Source organism: Variovorax ginsengisoli, from assembly GCF_030486595.1.
Classification (GTDB): Bacteria; Pseudomonadota; Gammaproteobacteria; order Burkholderiales; family Burkholderiaceae_C; genus Variovorax; species Variovorax ginsengisoli_B.
Genome location: NZ_JAUJZH010000003.1, coordinates 105,941 through 124,229, shown reverse-complemented (window position 1 = coordinate 124,229; position 18,289 = coordinate 105,941). Strand labels below are relative to the sequence as shown.

18 protein-coding genes are annotated in these 18,289 nt (G+C 66.2%); 13 read left to right on the top strand and 5 right to left on the bottom strand.

The window, feature by feature from the left end; all coding sequences use genetic code 11:
* Positions 1-20: 20 nt before the first annotated feature.
* The 5 genes from QZH52_RS05230 to QZH52_RS05210 all read right to left on the bottom strand — a co-directional run bounded on the left by QZH52_RS05230 (position 21) and on the right by QZH52_RS05210 (position 6,067).
* A complete protein-coding gene (locus QZH52_RS05230; protein WP_286536993.1) occupies positions 21-2,606 on the bottom strand; it encodes a bifunctional aconitate hydratase 2/2-methylisocitrate dehydratase in 2,586 nt (861 codons plus the stop codon).
* A gap of 70 nt (positions 2,607-2,676) precedes the next feature.
* Complete coding sequence (locus QZH52_RS05225; RefSeq protein ID WP_301805049.1) at positions 2,677-3,258, bottom strand: hypothetical protein; 582 nt, start codon at positions 3,256-3,258, stop codon at positions 2,677-2,679.
* 28 nt (positions 3,259-3,286) lie between these two features.
* Positions 3,287-4,294, bottom strand: coding sequence for an HpcH/HpaI aldolase/citrate lyase family protein (locus tag QZH52_RS05220; protein ID WP_301805046.1), 1,008 nt, complete (start codon positions 4,292-4,294; stop codon positions 3,287-3,289).
* Entirely contained in the window at positions 4,291-5,067 is a 777-nt protein-coding gene (gene tam, locus QZH52_RS05215; protein ID WP_301805043.1) for a trans-aconitate 2-methyltransferase, read from the bottom strand. The genes QZH52_RS05220 and tam overlap by 4 nt, the downstream gene beginning before the upstream one ends.
* A gap of 13 nt (positions 5,068-5,080) precedes the next feature.
* A complete protein-coding gene (locus QZH52_RS05210) occupies positions 5,081-6,067 on the bottom strand; it encodes a malate dehydrogenase (RefSeq protein ID WP_286368413.1) in 987 nt (328 codons plus the stop codon).
* Between the two features lie 191 nt (positions 6,068-6,258).
* Between QZH52_RS05210 and QZH52_RS05205 the strand changes: the two genes are divergently transcribed.
* The 13 genes from QZH52_RS05205 to asd all read left to right on the top strand — a co-directional run bounded on the left by QZH52_RS05205 (position 6,259) and on the right by asd (position 18,123).
* Positions 6,259-7,020 (top strand): GntR family transcriptional regulator, encoded by a 762-nt coding sequence (locus QZH52_RS05205; RefSeq protein ID WP_286536989.1) that lies wholly within the window; start codon positions 6,259-6,261, stop codon positions 7,018-7,020.
* Between the two features lie 145 nt (positions 7,021-7,165).
* Complete coding sequence (gene sdhC, locus QZH52_RS05200) at positions 7,166-7,612, top strand: succinate dehydrogenase, cytochrome b556 subunit (protein WP_301805037.1); 447 nt, start codon at positions 7,166-7,168, stop codon at positions 7,610-7,612.
* Between the two features lie 18 nt (positions 7,613-7,630).
* Positions 7,631-7,996, top strand: coding sequence for a succinate dehydrogenase, hydrophobic membrane anchor protein (gene sdhD, locus QZH52_RS05195; protein WP_301805034.1), 366 nt, complete (start codon positions 7,631-7,633; stop codon positions 7,994-7,996).
* Between the two features lie 4 nt (positions 7,997-8,000).
* Positions 8,001-9,809: a succinate dehydrogenase flavoprotein subunit gene (sdhA, locus tag QZH52_RS05190; RefSeq protein ID WP_301805032.1), complete on the top strand. Its 1,809-nt coding sequence runs from the start codon at positions 8,001-8,003 to the stop codon at positions 9,807-9,809.
* A 74-nt stretch (positions 9,810-9,883) separates the two neighbouring features.
* Positions 9,884-10,585: a succinate dehydrogenase iron-sulfur subunit gene (locus QZH52_RS05185; RefSeq protein ID WP_286526827.1), complete on the top strand. Its 702-nt coding sequence runs from the start codon at positions 9,884-9,886 to the stop codon at positions 10,583-10,585.
* A 17-nt stretch (positions 10,586-10,602) separates the two neighbouring features.
* Complete coding sequence (locus QZH52_RS05180; protein WP_286536985.1) at positions 10,603-10,905, top strand: FAD assembly factor SdhE; 303 nt, start codon at positions 10,603-10,605, stop codon at positions 10,903-10,905.
* A gap of 24 nt (positions 10,906-10,929) precedes the next feature.
* Positions 10,930-12,240, top strand: coding sequence for a citrate synthase (gene gltA, locus QZH52_RS05175; protein WP_286368406.1), 1,311 nt, complete (start codon positions 10,930-10,932; stop codon positions 12,238-12,240).
* A 121-nt stretch (positions 12,241-12,361) separates the two neighbouring features.
* Positions 12,362-12,502: an entericidin A/B family lipoprotein gene (locus QZH52_RS05170; RefSeq protein ID WP_286368405.1), complete on the top strand. Its 141-nt coding sequence runs from the start codon at positions 12,362-12,364 to the stop codon at positions 12,500-12,502.
* 119 nt (positions 12,503-12,621) lie between these two features.
* The gene (locus tag QZH52_RS05165) at positions 12,622-13,569 is read left to right on the top strand and encodes a LysR family transcriptional regulator (protein WP_301805025.1); all 948 of its coding nucleotides are present in this window, start codon (positions 12,622-12,624) and stop codon (positions 13,567-13,569) included.
* Positions 13,570-13,597: 28 nt separating this feature from the next.
* Complete coding sequence (gene leuC / locus QZH52_RS05160) at positions 13,598-15,019, top strand: 3-isopropylmalate dehydratase large subunit (protein WP_301805023.1); 1,422 nt, start codon at positions 13,598-13,600, stop codon at positions 15,017-15,019.
* A 7-nt stretch (positions 15,020-15,026) separates the two neighbouring features.
* Positions 15,027-15,680, top strand: a complete 654-nt coding sequence (gene leuD, locus QZH52_RS05155; RefSeq protein ID WP_286526835.1) for a 3-isopropylmalate dehydratase small subunit — start codon at positions 15,027-15,029, stop codon at positions 15,678-15,680.
* Between the two features lie 125 nt (positions 15,681-15,805).
* On the top strand, positions 15,806-16,894 hold the full coding sequence (leuB, locus tag QZH52_RS05150) for a 3-isopropylmalate dehydrogenase (RefSeq protein ID WP_286368401.1): 1,089 nt from the start codon (positions 15,806-15,808) through the stop codon (positions 16,892-16,894).
* Positions 16,895-16,980: 86 nt separating this feature from the next.
* The gene (gene asd, locus QZH52_RS05145; protein ID WP_301805017.1) at positions 16,981-18,123 is read left to right on the top strand and encodes an aspartate-semialdehyde dehydrogenase; all 1,143 of its coding nucleotides are present in this window, start codon (positions 16,981-16,983) and stop codon (positions 18,121-18,123) included.
* Positions 18,124-18,289: the final 166 nt, after the last annotated feature.

The following is an 18,289-nucleotide window of genomic DNA, read 5'->3' as shown; positions in this document are numbered from 1 at the left end:
GGTCGGACGCGACAGGGAGCTCAGGCAGCGACCTTGTCGGCGATCTCCTTGTACTCGTCGATCTTGTCGAAGTTGAGGTACTGGTAGATCTGTTCGCTGGAGGCGTCGATCACGCCGACGTTGGTCATGTATTCCTCCTTCGTCGGAATGCGGCCGAGGCGCGAGCAGATTGCGGCCAGCTCGGCGCTGCCAAGGTACACGTTGGTGTTCTTGCCCAGGCGGTTCGGGAAGTTGCGCGTGCTGGTCGACATCACGGTCGCGCCCTCGCGCACCTGTGCCTGGTTGCCCATGCAGAGCGAACAGCCCGGCATCTCGGTGCGCGCGCCGGCATTGCCGAAGACGCCGTAGTGGCCTTCCTCGGTGAGCTGCTGCGCGTCCATCTTGGTCGGCGGTGCGATCCACAGCTTGACCGGGATGTCGCGCTTGCCTTCGAGCAGCTTGGACGCCGCACGGAAGTGGCCGATGTTGGTCATGCACGAACCGATGAACACTTCGTCGATGGCCGCGCCGGCCACGTCCGACAGCGTCTTGACGTCGTCGGGGTCGTTCGGGCAGGCCACGATGGGCTCGTGGATGTCGGCCAGGTCGATCTCGATGACGGCTGCGTACTCGGCATCGTCGTCGCCCTTGAGCAGCTGCGGATCCTTGAGCCAGGCTTCCTGGGCGGCGATGCGGCGCGCCAGCGTGCGGCCGTCGGCATAGCCCTCGGCGATCATCCAGCGCATCAGCGTGATGTTGCTGTTGATGTACTCGATGATCGGTTCCTTGTTGAGGTGCACCGTGCAGCCGGCGGCCGAGCGCTCGGCCGAGGCGTCGCTCAGCTCGAAGGCTTGCTCGACCTTCAGATCAGGCAGGCCTTCGATCTCGAGGATGCGGCCCGAGAAGATGTTCTTCTTGCCCTTCTTCTCGACCGTCAGCAGGCCCGACTTGATGGCGTAGAGCGGAATCGCGTTGACCAGGTCGCGCAGGGTCACGCCGGGCTGCATCTTGCCCTTGAAGCGCACCAGCACCGATTCGGGCATGTCCAGCGGCATCACGCCGGTGGCGGCCGCGAAGGCCACCAGGCCGGAGCCGGCCGGGAAGCTGATGCCGATCGGGAAGCGGGTGTGGCTGTCGCCGCCGGTGCCGACCGTGTCGGGCGTCAGCAGGCGGTTGAGCCAGCTGTGGATCACGCCGTCGCCCGGACGCAGCGACACGCCGCCGCGGGTCGCCATGAAGTCCGGCAGCTCGTGGTGCATCTTGACGTCGACCTTCTTGGGGTAGGCCGCCGTGTGGCAGAACGACTGCATGACCAGGTCGGCACTGAAGCCCAGGCAGGCCAGGTCCTTGAGTTCGTCGCGGGTCATCGGGCCGGTGGTGTCCTGGCTGCCGACCGAGGTCATCTTCGGCTCGCAGTAGGTGCCGGGGCGAACGCCCTGACCTTCGGGCAGGCCGCAGGCGCGGCCGACCATCTTCTGCGCCAGCGAGAAGCCCTTCTTGGTGTCGACCGGGCTGACCGGCAGGCGGAACAGCGTCGAGGCCGGCAGACCGAGGGCCTCACGTGCCTTGGCCGTGAGGCCGCGGCCGATGATCAGCGGAATGCGGCCGCCGGCGCGCACTTCGTCGAACAGCACATCGCTCTTGACCGAGAACTCGGCAATCACCTTGCCGTCCTTCAGCGCCTTGCCGTCGTAGGGACGCAGTTCGACCACGTCGCCCATGTTCATCTGGCTGACGTCGAGCTCGATCGGCAGCGCGCCGGAGTCTTCCATCGTGTTGTAGAAGATCGGGGCGATCTTGCCGCCCAGGCAGACGCCGCCGAAGCGCTTGTTCGGCACGTAGGGAATGTCTTCGCCGGTGAACCACAACACCGAATTGGTCGCGCTCTTGCGCGACGAGCCCGTGCCGACCACGTCGCCGGCGTAGGCCACCAGGTGGCCGCGGGCGCGCAGGTCCTCGATGAACTTCACCGGACCGCGCTTGCCGTCTTCCTCGGGCACGATGCCGGGGCGGGCGTTCTTGTGCATCGCGAGCGCGTGCATCGGGATGTCCGGACGGGTGGTCGCGTCGGGCGCGGGCGACAGGTCGTCGGTGTTGATTTCGCCGGCCACCTTGAAGATGCTGACGGTGATGCTTTGCGGCACTTCGGGACGGCTGGTGAACCACTCGGCATCGGCCCAGCTTTGCAGCACGGCACGGGCGTTGGCATTGCCCTTGTCGGCCTTTTCCTTGACGTCGTGGAACTGGTCGAACATCAGCAGGGTCTTCTTGAGGCCTTCGGCTGCGACGCCGCCGACTTCGGCATCGTCGAGCAGGTCGACCAGCGGTCCGATGTTGTAGCCGCCGAGCATGGTGCCGAGCAGTTCGGTCGCCCGGGCGCGCGTCAGCAGCAGGCTCTTTTCGGTGCCGTGCGCGACGGCCGCGAGGTAGCTCGCCTTGACCTTGGCCGCATCGTCCACGCCCGCGGGCACGCGGTGCGTCAGCAGGTTGAGCAGGAACTCGGCGTCGGCGACGGCCGGCGACTTCATGAGCTCGATCAGCTCGGCGGTCTGCTTGGCAGTGAGCGGCAGCGGCGGGATGCCGAGCGCGGCGCGCTCGGCGACATGGTCAACGTAGGCTTGCAACATCTTCTTTTCTCCGGAAACACAAATGGGCGGGCGGCTCCCGCTGGGAAGCAAGAGCCGCGCCTTGGCGGGATTACTGCGTCTTGGCGGTCGGTGCCGCGTCGCCGCTTTCGAACAGGCTCTTGGGCGGGTTCTTCTTCATGTCCTCGGCCACCTCGAGCTGCTTGGCCGCCTGGCATTCGTCGGCAAGCCGCAGGCCCTGCTTCTGGCTCATGAGCATCGATTTGTTGCCGAGCTGCAGCCACATGGCCTCGCGCACCGGGTCCTCGAGCCGCACCGCGCCGGTGCGGCTGCTGACCGGGTGCAGGCGGTACTTGACGCCGGCGTGCGTCAGGGTGAAGAAGCCGGGCTTCTTGGGATCGGCCTCGATGTTCACGCTGGCACCGAGTTCGCACTTGATGGTGCCGGTCAGGATGGTCTCGGCCACCTTCAGGTCCTGCTCCGACAGGGTGACGTCGGTTTCTTCGCTGATCGGCTTGGCTTCTTCGACCCGCTTGATGATGCGCTTGGGCACCACCTTCTGGACGACCTTCTTGCCGGTCGTGTTGGCGGCCGGCTTCGCTGCGGAGCCGGTGGCGCCGGTGGAGCTGGTCTGGGCCATGGCGGCCATCGGCAGGGCCAGGGCAGCAGCGGCAATCAGAGCAATTGTCTTCATGGGAATGGTCTTTCGGGGGGGTTGGATTTCAGGATGAAGCGGGTGCGAACCACGGCTGCGCCTCGGAAGGCAGGCTGCGGCCGGTGGCGTGCGCCCGTTCGAGCACCTGCCAGAAATGGCGATAGCTGGCACGATCATGCAATGTGCCATCGATGCTGACCGGCGCCCACGCGGCAAGGGCGGCGGCGGCAATGATTTTTGTAGCGATTTGAATCTGCCGCTCGTCGGGCGAGAAGGCCTCGAGGATCGGGCGGATCTGGTTCGGATGGATGCTCCACATCCGCGTGTAGCCGAACTCGGTGGCGGCGCGGCGGGCCGAGGCGCGCATCGCGTCGATGTCCTTGAACTCGGTCACGACGCAATGCGAGGGCACCTTGCCATGCGCATGCGCGGCGGAGGCGATCTCGAGCTTGGCGCGTACCACCAGCGGGTGCGTGAACTGCCCGGCGGCGGCCATGCCGTCGGCCGGAATGGCACCGCCGTGCGAAGAGACGAAATCCATCAGCCCGAAGCTCAGCGACTGCACCCTCGGATGGGCAGCGATTTCGAAGGCATGGTGCACCGCCAGCGGCGATTCGATCAGCACGTGCAGCGGCAGCGTCTCGGCGCCGACGGCATCGAGCGCCAGCGCGGCCTCGCGCACATCGTCGATCGACTCCACCTTGGGCACCATCAGGTGGCTCAGGCGATGGCCGGCGCGGCCGGCGATCGTCATCACATCGGCCGGGAACGCGGCATGGTCGACCGGATGGACCCGGGCGCCGACACGCATGCCAGGCGCCGCCGACAGGGCGAGCTCGGTCACCAGCGCCGCATGCTCGGCCTCGCCGCCCACCGGTGCGCCGTCCTCGCAGTCGAGCGTGACGTCGAACACGCAGGCGCCGAATTCCTGGGCCATCTCGGCTTGCAGCGCCAGGCTCTTGCGCATGCGCGCCTCGACACCGCTGTAGTGGTCGCAGACCGGCAGCGCGACGGCGCCGGCCTGGGCGCCGAGCAGCACCTCGCGCGGATGGGGAACGGCGTTGTCGGTGCTCATGCTTTCTTCTGCGCCACGATGAACATGCGCGGGAAGGCCAGCAGCAGCCGGCCGTCGGTGCGCGCCGGGTAGGCGCGGGCGATGCGGCGTCCGTATTCGGCCAGGTAGCTGGTCTTCAGCTCGCTGGGCAAGGGATCGACGAAGGGCTTCAGCCCGGTGCCGCTGATCCATTCGACGATGGCCGCCGCGGAGGCCATCGGATGCTGGTAGGCGGTGCGCCAGGCGTCGACCGCCGCGGCCTCGCCGGCCAGCAGGTCGTAGTAGCCGTCGATGCCCAGCAATTCGGTGCGCAGCCGGTCGGGGTTTCCGATGGCCTGCGCCCAGGGTGCCTCGGCCGCCACCTCGCGCATCAGCCGATGCGTGGGCTCCTGGCGGTTGTCGGGCATCTGGATCGCCAGCACGCCCCCGGGTGCCAGCAACGCGAAGAGCCTGGGAATCAGGGTCTCGTGGTCGGGCACCCATTGCAGGGCGGCATTGGCATAGATGAGGTCGGGCGCCGCCTCGGGCGCCCAGGTGGCGATGTCGCCGAGCTCGAAGCGGGCCTGCGGCAGGCGCTGCCTGGCACTGGCGAGCATCGGCTCGGAATTGTCGGTGCCGACCACCGAGGCAGCCGGAAAGCGCTGCACCAGCAGCTCGGTGGAATTGCCCGGCCCGCAGCCGAGGTCGAACACGCGCGCCGCCTGGGCCAGCGGCACGCGTGCCAGCAAATCCCGGGCGGGACGGGTGCGCTCGTCCTCGTAGCGGCTGTAGAGCGCGGGGTTCCAGTCGAGCATGCCGGGCCGTGGCTTACAGCAGGTGGGCGACGCCGGCTTGCTCGTCGGTCAGTTCCTTGAGCGTCTTGTCAATGCGTTCCTGGCTGAAGGCGTCGATGGCGAGGCCGTCGACGACCTTGTACTCGCCGTTTTCGCAGGTGACCGGGAAGCCGAACATCACGTCCTTCGGAATGCCGTACTGGCCGTCCGACGGGATGCCCATCGTGACCCACTTGCCGTTGGTGCCCAGGGCCCAGTCACGCATGTGGTCGATCGCGGCGTTGGCGGCCGAAGCGGCCGACGACAGGCCGCGGGCCTCGATGATGGCGGCGCCGCGCTTGCCGACTGTCGGCAGGAAGGTGTTGGCGTTCCATTCCTGGTCGTTGATCATCTTGGCGACGCTTTCGCCGTTGATGGTGGCGAAGCGGTAGTCGGCGTACATCGTGGGCGAGTGGTTGCCCCAGACGGTCAGCTTCTCGATGTCGGCCACGGCCTTGCCGGTCTTGGCGGCCAGTTGGCTGGCAGCGCGGTTGTGGTCCAGGCGCAGCATGGCGGTGAAGTTCTTGCGCGGCAGGTCCGGTGCGCTCTTCATCGCGATGTAGGCGTTGGTGTTGGCCGGGTTGCCGACCACCAGCACCTTGACGTTGCGGCTCGCCACGGCGTTGAGGGCCTTGCCCTGGGCGGTGAAGATGGCGCCGTTGACGGCCAGCAGTTCGGCGCGCTCCATGCCCGGGCCGCGCGGACGCGAACCGACCAGCAGCGCGTAGTCGGCGTCCTTGAAGGCGGTCATCGGGTCGCCGTGGGCTTCCATGCCGGCCAGCAGCGGGAAGGCGCAGTCGTCGAGCTCCATCATCACGCCCTTGAGCGCCTTCTGGGCCTTCTCGTCGGGGATCTCGAGCAGTTGCAGGATGACCGGCTGGTCCTTGCCCAGCATTTCGCCGGAGGCGATGCGGAACAGCAGGGCGTAACCGATTTGGCCAGCGGCACCGGTGACGGCAACGCGAACAGGCTTCTTGCTCATGGGAATACTCCAGGAAATGATGAAAACGGGGCACGGCCGCGGAGCGCGGCCACGAGGTCGGGCCGGGACACCAAGCCCGGCCTTCAGGCCGTCTTCGATTTTATGCCGATTTGAGCTTTCGGTGGCGCCTGTCTTATGTCTTATATAAGATGTGGGCCCGAAGCACCCTCGCGGTGCACCCACGAAACCCCATGGCCACCTCTCCCACCACTGTCGCCGAGCCCTCCACGCCGTCGTTCAGTCCGCTCTACCAGCAGATCAAGTCGCTGATCCTGCAGAGCCTTCATGCCGGCGAATGGAAGCCCGGCGAGCCGATCCCGAGCGAGATCGACCTGGCCGCCCGCTTCCGGGTCAGCCAGGGCACCGTGCGCAAGGCGATCGACGAGCTGTCGGCCGAAAACCTGGTGGTGCGCCGCCAGGGCAAGGGCACCTTCGTCGCGACGCACGCCGAGCAGCACGTGCAGTACCGCTTCCTGAAGCTGGTGCCCGACAGCGGCGACGTCGACAGCGAAGGCCCGGCCGAGCGCGAGATCGTCGACTGCAAGCGCCAGCGCGCCAGCGCCGACGTCGCCCGCGCCCTGGCCCTGCGCACCGGCGACGCCGTGCTGCAGGTGCGGCGGGTGCTGGCCTACCGCGGCACGCCGACCATCCTCGAGGAACTCTGGCTGCCCGGAACCCCGTTCAGGGGCCTGACCGCCGAGCGCCTCACCGCCTGGCACGGGCCGATGTACGCGCTGTTCGAGACCGAATTCGGCGTTCGCATGGTGCGCGCCGAGGAAAAGATCCGGGCGGTGCTGCCCGATCCTGCGCAGGCGGCGCTGTTGCAGGTCGTCACCTCGACCCCGCTGCTGAGCGTGGAGCGCGTGGCCTATACCTACCACGACACGCCCATGGAACTGCGCCGCGGGCTCTATCGCACCGACACCCATCACTATCGAAACGACCTCGGCTGACAGCGGCCTCGTGCGCCATCATCCGACCATCGCGGTGCGATGACCGGAGCAGCGAAAGCCGCGAGATGGTGCGTTGCAATAGAATTTTGAGTTGTTTGCTTTTCGCCAAAGAACAAGTAGCCCCTCGTAAAACCCGAAAGCCCCCATGACAGAGTTGGCCACCCCACCCCGACAGCCGCGGCGAGAGTTCCGCAATATCAACCCCCTTTCCGACCTGACCACCTACCGGCTGCCGCCGGCCGGCATCGTGTCGATCCTGCACCGCGTGAGCGGGGTGCTGATGTTCCTGCTGCTGCCGTTCATCATCTGGATGTTCGACACCTCGGTGTCCTCCGAGATCTCGTTCGCCCGCTTCACGGCCGCCTTCAATGTCGGGCTCGGCTTCGTCCCGGGCTGGTTCATCAAGCTCGTCGCCCTGGCACTGATCTGGGCCTACCTGCACCACTTCATCGCCGGCCTGCGCCACCTCTACATGGACGTGAACCATCACGCGGTCGACAAGAAGTCCGGCAACAGCACCGCGCTCGCCACCCTCTTCCTGAGCATCCTGCTGACCGTCGTCCTCGGCGCCAAGCTGTTCGGTGTCTACTGATTGCGCAAGGAAACTGAAATGTCTGTGAACTACGGCTCCAAGCGCATCGTCGTCGGCGCGCACTACGGATTGCGCGACTGGCTCAGCCAGCGCATCACCGGCGCCCTGATGGCGCTCTTCACCGTCATCCTGCTGGCGCAGGTGATCTTCAAGCGCGGCCCGATCGGCTACGACCTCTGGGCCGGAATTTTCTCCGCGCAGTGGATGAAAGTGCTCACCTTCGTGGTGATCTCTTCGCTTCTCTATCACGTCTGGGTCGGCATGCGCGATGTCTGGATGGACTACGTCCAGCCGGTCGGCATCCGCCTGCTGTGCCAAGTTTTCACCATCGTCTGGCTTGTGGGTTGCGCGGGTTGGGCCATTCAAGTGCTCTGGAGGCTGTAACCCCATGTCATACACAAAAGAACAAATCACCAAGCGCAAGTTCGACGTCGTCATCGTCGGCGCCGGCGGCTCCGGCATGCGCGCATCGCTGCAGCTGGCACGTGCCGGCCTCAACGTGGCCGTGCTCTCCAAGGTGTTCCCGACCCGCTCGCACACCGTCGCAGCCCAGGGCGGCGTCGGCGCCTCGCTCGGCAACATGAGCGAGGACAACTGGCACTATCACTTCTACGACACCATCAAGGGCTCCGACTGGCTCGGCGACCAGGATGCGATCGAGTTCATGTGCCGCGAAGCGCCGAAGGTCGTGTACGAACTCGAACACTTCGGCATGCCCTTCGACCGCAATCCGGACGGCACGATCTACCAGCGTCCCTTCGGCGGCCACACGGCCAACTACGGCGAGAAGCCGGTGCAGCGCGCCTGCGCAGCGGCCGACCGTACCGGCCACGCGATGCTGCACACGCTCTACCAGAAGAACGTCGAGGCCCGCACCCAGTTCTTCGTCGAGTGGATGGCCCTCGACCTGATCCGCGACGCCGAAGGCGACGTGGTCGGCGTCACCGCGCTCGAGATGGAAACCGGCGACCTGCACATCCTGCAGGCCAAGACCGTGCTGCTGGCCACCGGCGGCGCGGGCCGCATCTTCGCGGCCTCGACCAATGCCTTCATCAACACCGGCGACGGCCTCGGCATGGCGGCCCGCTCGGGCATTCCCCTGCAGGACATGGAGTTCTGGCAGTTCCACCCGACCGGCGTGGCCGGCGCCGGCGTGCTGCTGACCGAAGGCTGCCGCGGCGAAGGCGCGATCCTGCTCAACAGCAACGGCGAGCGCTTCATGGAACGCTACGCGCCGACCCTGAAGGACCTCGCGCCGCGCGACTTCGTCTCGCGCTCGATGGACCAGGAAATCAAGGAAGGCCGCGGCTGCGGTCCCAACAAGGACTACGTCCTGCTCAAGCTGGACCACCTGGGCGCCGACACGATCCACAAGCGGCTGCCCTCGGTGTACGAGATCGGCGTCAACTTCGCCAACGTCGACATCACCAAGGAGCCGATCCCGGTGGTGCCGACCATCCACTACCAGATGGGCGGCATCCCGACCAACATCAACGGCCAGGTCGTGATCCAGAAGGGCGAAGAGAACAGCGCCGTGGTCAACGGCCTCTACGCGGTCGGCGAATGCTCCTGCGTCAGCGTGCATGGCGCCAACCGCCTGGGCACCAACTCGCTGCTCGACCTGCTGGTGTTCGGCCGCGCGGCCGGCAATCACATCGTCGAGTTCAACGACAAGCTGAAGGAACACAAGGACCTTCCGGCCGATGCCGCCGACCGCACGCTGGAGCGCCTGAACCAGCTCGAGGCCTCGACCTCGGGCGAATACGCGCAGGACGTGGCCAACGAGATCCGCTCGGTGATGCAGCAGCACGCCGCCGTGTTCCGCAAGCAGGCGTCGATGGACGAAGGCGTCAAGAAGATCGCCGAGGTGCGCAAGCGCGTCGCCGCCGTCACGCTCAAGGACAAGTCGCGCGTCTTCAACACGGCCCGCATCGAAGCCCTCGAAGTCGACAACCTGATCGAAGTCGCACAGGCCACGATGGTGTCTGCCGCCGCCCGCAAGGAATGCCGCGGCGCCCACACGGTGGAAGACTACGAGCGTCCGGCCGACGACCCGGTCGCGCCGCTGGGTCGCGACGACGCCAACTGGATGAAGCACACGCTCTGGTACAGCCAGGACAACCGCCTCTCGTACAAGCCGGTCAAGCTGCAGCCGCTGACTGTCGCGTCGGTGCCGCCGAAGGTGCGCACATTCTGAAAACTTTGCGGGACAGACCGCAGTGGCGCGAAGCGCCGCAAGCTCTGTCTCCAACCGACTAAAGGTATCCCACGATGAAGCGCACTTTTCAAATCTACCGCTACGACCCGGACAAGGACGCCAAGCCCTACATGCAGACCGTCGAGATCGAACTCGACGGCCACGAGCGCATGCTGCTCGACGCCCTGATGAAGCTCAAGGCGCAAGACCCGACGCTGTCGTTTCGCCGCTCCTGCCGCGAAGGCGTCTGCGGCTCCGACGCGATGAACATCAACGGCAAGAACGGCCTGGCCTGCCTGACCAACATGCTGACGCTCAAGGGCACGATCGTGCTCAAGCCGCTGCCCGGCCTGCCGGTGATCCGCGACCTGATCGTCGACATGACGCAGTTCTTCAAGCAGTACAACTCGATCAAGCCGTACCTGCAGAACGACACCGTGCCGCCCGAGAAGGAGCGCCTGCAGTCGCCCGAGGAACGCGACGAGCTGAACGGCCTGTACGAGTGCATCCTGTGCGCGAGCTGCTCGACCAGCTGCCCCAGCTTCTGGTGGAACCCCGACAAGTTCGTCGGTCCGGCCGGCCTGCTGCAGGCCTACCGCTTCATCGCCGACAGCCGCGACGAAGCGACCGCCGAGCGCCTGGACAACCTCGAGGACCCGTACCGCCTGTTCCGCTGCCACTCGATCATGAATTGCGTCGACGTCTGCCCGAAGAACCTGAATCCGACCCGGGCGATCGGCAAGATCAAGGAACTGATGGTGCGCCGCGCCATCTAGCCCTGAAGAGAGCCCCGATGCCAGCCACCGACAACCCTTCCGAGCCGATCAGCGAGCGCGCGCTGAGCAAGCTCAAGTGGCGCTGCCGGCGCGGCTTGCTTGAAAACGACCTGTTCATTGCCCGCTTTTTCGAACGGCACGAGGCAAGCCTGACCTGCGGGCAGGCACAGGCACTGGAGACATTGATGGACCTGTCGGACAACGACCTGCTCGACCTCCTGCTTGCGCGAAAGGAGCCCGAGCCCGGATGGGCCGGGGCCGAGGTGGTCGAACTGCTGCGGCTGATGCGCAGCGACGGTGCGAAATCCCTATCTTCCTGATCCATTCTTTGAAAGACACTCGAAATGAAAGCATCCGAGAACAAGGCCACTCTGTCGTTCAGCAACGGCGGACAGAACGTCGAGCTGCCGATCTACAAGGGCACCCTGGGCCCTGACGTGATCGACATCCGCAAGCTCTACGCCCAGACGGGCATGTTCACCTACGACCCGGGCTTCATGTCGACGGCCTCGTGCGAATCGGCCATCACCTACATCGATGGCGACAAGGGCGAGCTGCTGTACCGCGGCTACCCGATCGAGCAGCTCGCGACCAACTGCGACTTCCTCGAGACCTGCCACCTGCTGCTGTACGGTGAACTGCCCGACGAAGCCAAGAAGACCAACTTCACCAAGCTCGTGACCAACCACACGATGGTCAACGAGCAGATGCAGTTCTTCCTGCGCGGCTTCCGCCGCGACGCGCACCCGATGGCCATCATGACCGGTCTGGTCGGCGCGCTGTCGGCCTTCTATCACGACAGCACGGACATCAACAATCCGAAGCACCGCGAGATCGCCGCAATCCGCCTGATCGCCAAGATGCCGACGCTGGTCGCCATGGCCTACAAGTACACGGTGGGCCAGCCCTACATGTACCCGAAGAACGAACTCAGCTACGCGGGCAACTTCCTGCACATGATGTTCGCGACGCCATGCGAGGAGTACAAGGTGAGCCCGGTGCTCGAGCGCGCGCTCGACCGCATCTTCATCCTGCACGCCGACCACGAGCAGAACGCATCGACCTCGACCGTGCGCCTGTGCGGCTCGTCGGGCACCAACCCCTTCGCGGCGATCGCGGCCGGCGTGGCCTGCCTCTGGGGCCCGGCCCACGGCGGCGCCAACGAGGCGGCGCTCAACATGCTCTACGACATCCAGAAGGCTGGCGGCGTCGAGAAGATCGGCGAGTTCATCAAGCAGGTCAAGGACAAGAACTCCAACGTCAAGCTGATGGGCTTCGGGCACCGCGTCTACAAGAACTACGACCCGCGCGCCAAGCTGATGCAGGAGACCTGCAAGGAAGTGCTGGGCGAGCTCGGCCTCGAGAACGATCCGCTGTTCAAGCTCGCGATGGCGCTCGAGAAGATCGCCCTGGAAGACGAATACTTCGTCTCCCGCAAGCTCTACCCGAACGTCGACTTCTACTCGGGCATCGTGCAGCGCGCGATCGGCATCCCGGTGCCGCTGTTCACCGCCATCTTCGCGCTGGCGCGCACGGTCGGCTGGATCGCCCAGCTGAACGAGATGATCGGCGACCCCGACTACAAGATCGGCCGCCCGCGCCAACTCTTCGAAGGCTCGGCCAAGCGCGACGTCAAGCCGATCGCCCAACGCTGACAGCCGTCAGGCCCTCAACCAGGAAAGCTGCCCACGGGCAGCTTTTTTGCGTCTTGGCTGACACGGACACGCCGGTGGACCGAATAGCTTGGAGTCCTCATCCAAACGAAGGAGTTCCACCATGAAGAAGCTTGCCGCATTGCTCACCGTGATCTTCGCCGTGTCCGTGCCGCTGGCCGGCTGCAACACCATGAAGGGCGCCGGTCAGGACATCCAGAAGGGCGGCCAGAAGATGGAAGACGCCGCGCAGAAGAAGCAGTGATCGAGGGTCGCGGCGCTCATCGCGCCGCGGCACCTAAGCCATCTCCTATCGCGATGGCTTCCGGGCCAAAACTGAGGGAAAATGCGGGCTTCCATCTCTGAACGAGATGCCAAGCCCCGATGACCTCCTCTGAACGCAGTTTCGCCCGCCGCATCGACCTGACGTCGCTGCAGTTGTTCGTGGCTGTCTGCGAACTCGGCAGCATCGGCCGCGCGGCGGAGCGCGAGTTCATCGCGGCGTCGGCCATCAGCAAGCGCCTGTCCGACCTCGAAGGCACGCTCGGAACGCCCCTGCTCTACCGCCATGCGCGCGGCGTCGACCTGACGCCGGCCGGCGAGAGCCTGTTGCACCACGCCCGCTCCGTGCTCTACAGCCTCGAGAAGATGCAGGGCGAACTCAGCGAATACGCCGATGGCGTGCGCGGCCATGTGCGGGTGCACGCCAACATTTCCGCCATCGTCCAGTTCCTGCCCGAGGATCTCGGTGCCTTCACGCGCGAGCACGACGCGATCAAGATCGACCTCGAGGAACACCTGAGCAGCGAGGTGGTGCGGGCGGTCCATGAAGGGGCGGCCGACCTCGGCGTCTGTCATCTGGCCGAAGGCAGCACCGAGCTGCAGAGCCTTCCCTACCGCGACGACACGCTGGCGCTGATCGTCCCGGCAGGCCATGCCCTGGCCGGCGTGCGCGCCATCGACTTCGTCGACACGCTAGCCTTCGACCACGTCGGCCTGCACACCAACAGCTCGATCTACGTCGCGATGCACCAGGCCGCGCTGGCCGCCAACCGCAGCATCCGGCTGCGCATCCACGTGACCGGCCTCGACGCGATGTGCCGCATGATCGAGAACGGGCTCGGCGTCGGCGTCATGCCGCGACGCGCCTTCGAATTGATGCAGGGCGGCATCGGCCGCGGCCTGACCAGCGTGGCGCTGCAGGACGCCTGGGCGGCGCGCCAGATCCGGCTCATCGCCCGCGACTTCTCGACCTTGCCGGTCGCCGCCCGCATGCTGGTCAAGCACCTGCACACGCCTGCTGCCGCGACGCCCGCGCAGCTGGCCGCATAAGACAATCACCTCCCCACGAAAGAGACCCATGGCACGCACGCTCTACGACAAACTCTGGGACGAACACGTCGTCCACACCGAGGAAGACGGCACCGCGATCCTCTACATCGATCGCCACCTGGTGCACGAAGTGACCAGCCCGCAAGCCTTCGAAGGGCTGCGCGAGGCCGGCCGCAAGCTGTGGCGCATCAGCTCGGTGGTGGCCACGGCCGACCACAACACGCCGACCACCGGCTGGGAGCGCGGCTACGACGGCATCGCCGACCCGACCAGCAAGGAACAGGTCACGACCCTGGACAGCAACATCAAGGAATTCGGCGCGGCCGCTTTCTTTCCGTTCCTGAGCAAGCGCCAGGGCATCGTGCACGTGATCGGCCCCGAGTCGGGCGCCACCCTGCCCGGCATGACCGTGGTCTGCGGCGACTCGCACACCTCCACGCATGGCGCCTTCGGCGCGCTGGCGCACGGCATCGGCACCAGCGAGGTCGAGCACGTCATGGCGACCCAGACGCTGCTCGGCAAGAAGGCGAAGAACCTGCTCGTGAAGGTCGAGGGCAAGCTGCCGCTCGGCTGCACCGCCAAGGACATCGTGCTCGCGATCATCGGCCGGATCGGCACCGCCGGCGGCACCGGCTACACGATCGAGTTCGCCGGCTCGGCGATCCGCGACCTCAGCATGGAAGGCCGCATGACGGTCTGCAACATGGCGATCGAGGCCGGTGCGCGCGCCGGCCTGGTGGCGGTCGACGAAAAGACCATCGCCTACGTCAAGGGCCGTCCGCTGGCGCCGACCGGCGTCGAATGGGAGCAGGCGGTCGCCTACTGGAAGACCCTGCATTCCGACCCCGGCGCGCACTTCGACCTCGTGGTCGAGCTCGACGCCGCGCAGATCAAGCCGCAGGTCACCTGGGGCACCTCGCCCGAGATGGTGGTGCCGGTCGATGGCCGCGTGCCCGATCCCGACAAGGAGAAGGATCCCAACAAGCGCGGCGCGATCGAACGCGCCCTGGTCTACATGGGACTGGAGCCCAACAAGCCCATGAACGACATCTTCATCGACAAGGTGTTCATCGGCTCCTGCACCAACAGCCGCATCGAGGACATGCGCGAGGCCGCGGCCGTGGTCAAGAAGCTCGGCCAGAAGGTCGCCAAGAACGTCAAGCTCGCGATGGTCGTGCCGGGCTCCGGTGTGGTGAAGGCGCAGGCCGAGCGCGAAGGGCTCGACCAGATCTTCAAGGCCGCGGGCTTCGAGTGGCGCGAGCCCGGCTGCTCGATGTGCCTGGCGATGAACGCCGACCGCCTCGAGCCGGGCGAGCGCTGCGCCTCGACCAGCAACCGCAACTTCGAAGGCCGCCAGGGCGCGGGCGGGCGTACCCACCTCGTGAGCCCGGCCATGGCTGCCGCTGCCGCAGTGCACGGCCATTTCGTCGACGTCCGCCAATTCTCGTGAGACCAGCATGCAAAAATTCACCGTACACAAGGGCCTCGTGGCACCGATGGACCGCGAGAACGTCGACACCGACGCGATCATCCCCAAGCAGTTCCTGAAGTCGATCCGCAAGACCGGATTCGGCCAGAACCTGTTCGACGCCTGGCGCTACCTCGATCCGGGCGAGCCGGGCCAGGATCCGGCATCGCGCAAGCCGAACCCCGACTTCGTGCTGAACCAGCCGCGCTACGCCGGCGCGTCGATCTTGCTGGCGCGCCAGAACTTCGGCTGCGGCTCGTCGCGCGAACATGCGCCCTGGGCGCTCGACCAGTACGGCTTCCGCGCGATCATCGCGCCGAGCTATGCCGACATCTTCTTCAACAACAGCTTCAAGAACGGCCTGCTGCCGATCGTGCTGCCCGAAGCGCAGGTCGCCCAGCTGTTCGACCAGACCTTCGCCTTCCCGGGCTACAGCCTGACGATCGACCTCGAGCGCCAGGTGGTCATCAAGCCGGACGGCGGCGAATTCGCCTTTGACGTCCAGGCCTTCCGCAAGTACTGCCTGGTCAACGGACTCGACGACATCGGCCTCACGCTGCGCCACAAGGACAAGATCAAGGCTTTCGAGGCCGCCCGCCTGGCCCAGAAGCCCTGGCTGGCGCACACCATGCTCGACGCCTAAGGATATGGCCCCCACGTTCCCCCACTTCGTGTGGGTCGCTGCCCCCCGAGGGGGCCGCAGGCCGCCTTGGGGCGGCCCGGCGCCGGCCTGAGCCACCACTCATCAACCTCAACTCTCCGTTCACCATGAAAATCGCAGTCCTCCCCGGTGACGGCATCGGCACCGAAATCGTCGCCGAAGCCATCCGCGTGCTCGAAACGCTCGACCTGAAGTTCGAGATGGAGTCGGCCCTGGTCGGCGGCGCCGCCTACGAGGCCCACGGCCATCCGCTGCCCGAGGCCACCCTCAAGCTGGCGAAGGAAGCCGACGCCGTGCTGTTCGGCGCCGTCGGCGACTGGAAGTACGACAAGCTCGAGCGCTCGCTGCGTCCCGAGCAGGCCATCCTGGGCCTGCGCAAGAACCTCGGCCTGTTCGCCAATTTCCGCCCGGCGATCTGCTACGAGCAGCTGGTCGGCGCCTCCAGCCTCAAGCCCGAGCTGATCTCGGGCCTGGACATCCTCATCATCCGCGAGCTGACCGGCGACATCTACTTCGGCCAGCCGCGCGGCCGCCGCACCGCGGTCGACGGCCACTTCCCGGGCGCCGAGGAAGCCTTCGACACCATGCGCTACTCGCGCCCCGAGGTCGAGCGCATCGCCCACGTCGCCTTCCAGGCGGCGCGCAAGCGCAGCAAGCGCGTGACCAGCGTCGACAAGGCCAACGTGCTGGAGACCTTCCAGTTCTGGAAGGACATCGTGACCGAGGTCGGCAAGGAGTACCCGGACGTCGAGCTCGACCACATGTACGTCGACAACGCCGCCATGCAGCTGGTCAAGGCGCCGAAGAAATTCGACGTCGTGGTCACCGGCAACATGTTCGGCGACATCCTCTCGGACGAGGCCGCGATGCTCACCGGCTCGATCGGCATGCTGCCCTCGGCCTCGCTGAACGCCAGCAACCAGGGCCTCTACGAGCCCAGCCACGGCAGCGCGCCCGACATTGCGGGCAAAGGGGTTGCCAATCCTTTGGCTACAATCCTGTCTGCTGCCATGATGCTTCGCTTCTCCCTCAACCAGCCCGAGGCTGCCGACCGGATCGAGTCGGCGGTCCAGTCCGTGCTGGCCCAGGGGCTGCGCACGGCAGACATCTGGTCCGCGGGCACGACCAAGGTCGGCACCCGCGAGATGGGCGATGCCGTGGTGGCTGCCATCACCAAAAAGACGATTACCGGCTAAACCAGCCCGCTTCGTCACGCCCTCCCCGGCTCTGACGAGCCGGGCGCAAAGAGAAGTTTTTTCTTTTTTCACAAGGGCAAATTGAAATGGCGAACGCAAATCAACCTCTGGTCGGCCTGGTGGGCTGGCGCGGCATGGTCGGCTCGGTCCTGATGGACCGGATGCAGGCCGAAGGCGACTTCGGGCTCATCGAGCCGGTCTTCTTCTCGACTTCCAACGCCGGCGGCAAGGCCCCGGCGATGGCCAAGAACGAGACCACGCTCAAGGACGCCCACGACATCGCCGCGCTCCAGAAGTGCGACATCGTCATCACCGCCCAGGGCGGCGACTACACGACCGAGGTGTTCCCCAAGCTGCGCGCCGCCGGCTGGAAGGGCCACTGGATCGACGCCGCCTCGACGCTGCGCATGAACGACGACGCGATCATCGTGCTCGATCCGGTCAACCTGCCCGTGATCCAGAACGCGCTCTCCAAGGGCGGCAAGAACTGGATCGGCGGCAACTGCACCGTCAGCTGCATGCTGATGGGCGTCGGCGCGCTCTACAAGGCCGGCCTGGTCGAATGGATGACCAGCATGACCTACCAGGCGGCCTCGGGCGGCGGCGCCCAGCACATGCGCGAACTGCTGACGCAGTTCGGCACGATCAACGCCGAGGTGCGCTCGCTGCTCGACGACCCGAAGTCGGCCATCCTCGAGATCGACCGCAAGGTGCTGGCCAAGCAGCAGTCGCTGAGCGCCGCCGAAACGGCCAATTTCGGCGCCCCGCTGGGCGGCAGCCTGATCCCCTGGATCGACAAGGACCTGGGCGACGGCATGAGCAAGGAAGAATGGAAGGGCGGCGCCGAGACCAACAAGATCCTCGGCCAGGGCGCGCAGTTCGGCACCGCGGCGACGCCGGTCGACGGCTTCTGCGTGCGCATCGGCGCGATGCGCTGCCACAGCCAGGCGCTGACCTTCAAGCTCAAGAAGAACGTGCCCGTGGCCGACATCGAGGCCCTGATCGCCGCCGACAACGAATGGGTCAAGGTCGTGCCGAACACCCGCGAGGCGACCGTCAAGGACCTGACGCCGGTGGCCGTCACCGGCACCATGGCGATCCCGGTCGGCCGCGTGCGCAAGCTCGCCATGGGCCCCGAATACGTCGGCGCCTTCACGATCGGCGACCAGCTGCTGTGGGGCGCGGCCGAGCCGCTGCGCCGCATGCTGCGCATCCTCTTGGAAGCTTGAGGGCAGGCTTGGGGGCCCGTCCGGCCCCCGCCGTTGCGGCATCGCAACGGCAAATGCATGACGAAGTTTGCACGCACTGGGTAGATAAGCCCTGTCGCCTTGTCAGTGCAGGGTGTTGATGTTAACGTCCCCTTACACTTTTGGGCCGAGCTGCCCCTACCAGCAT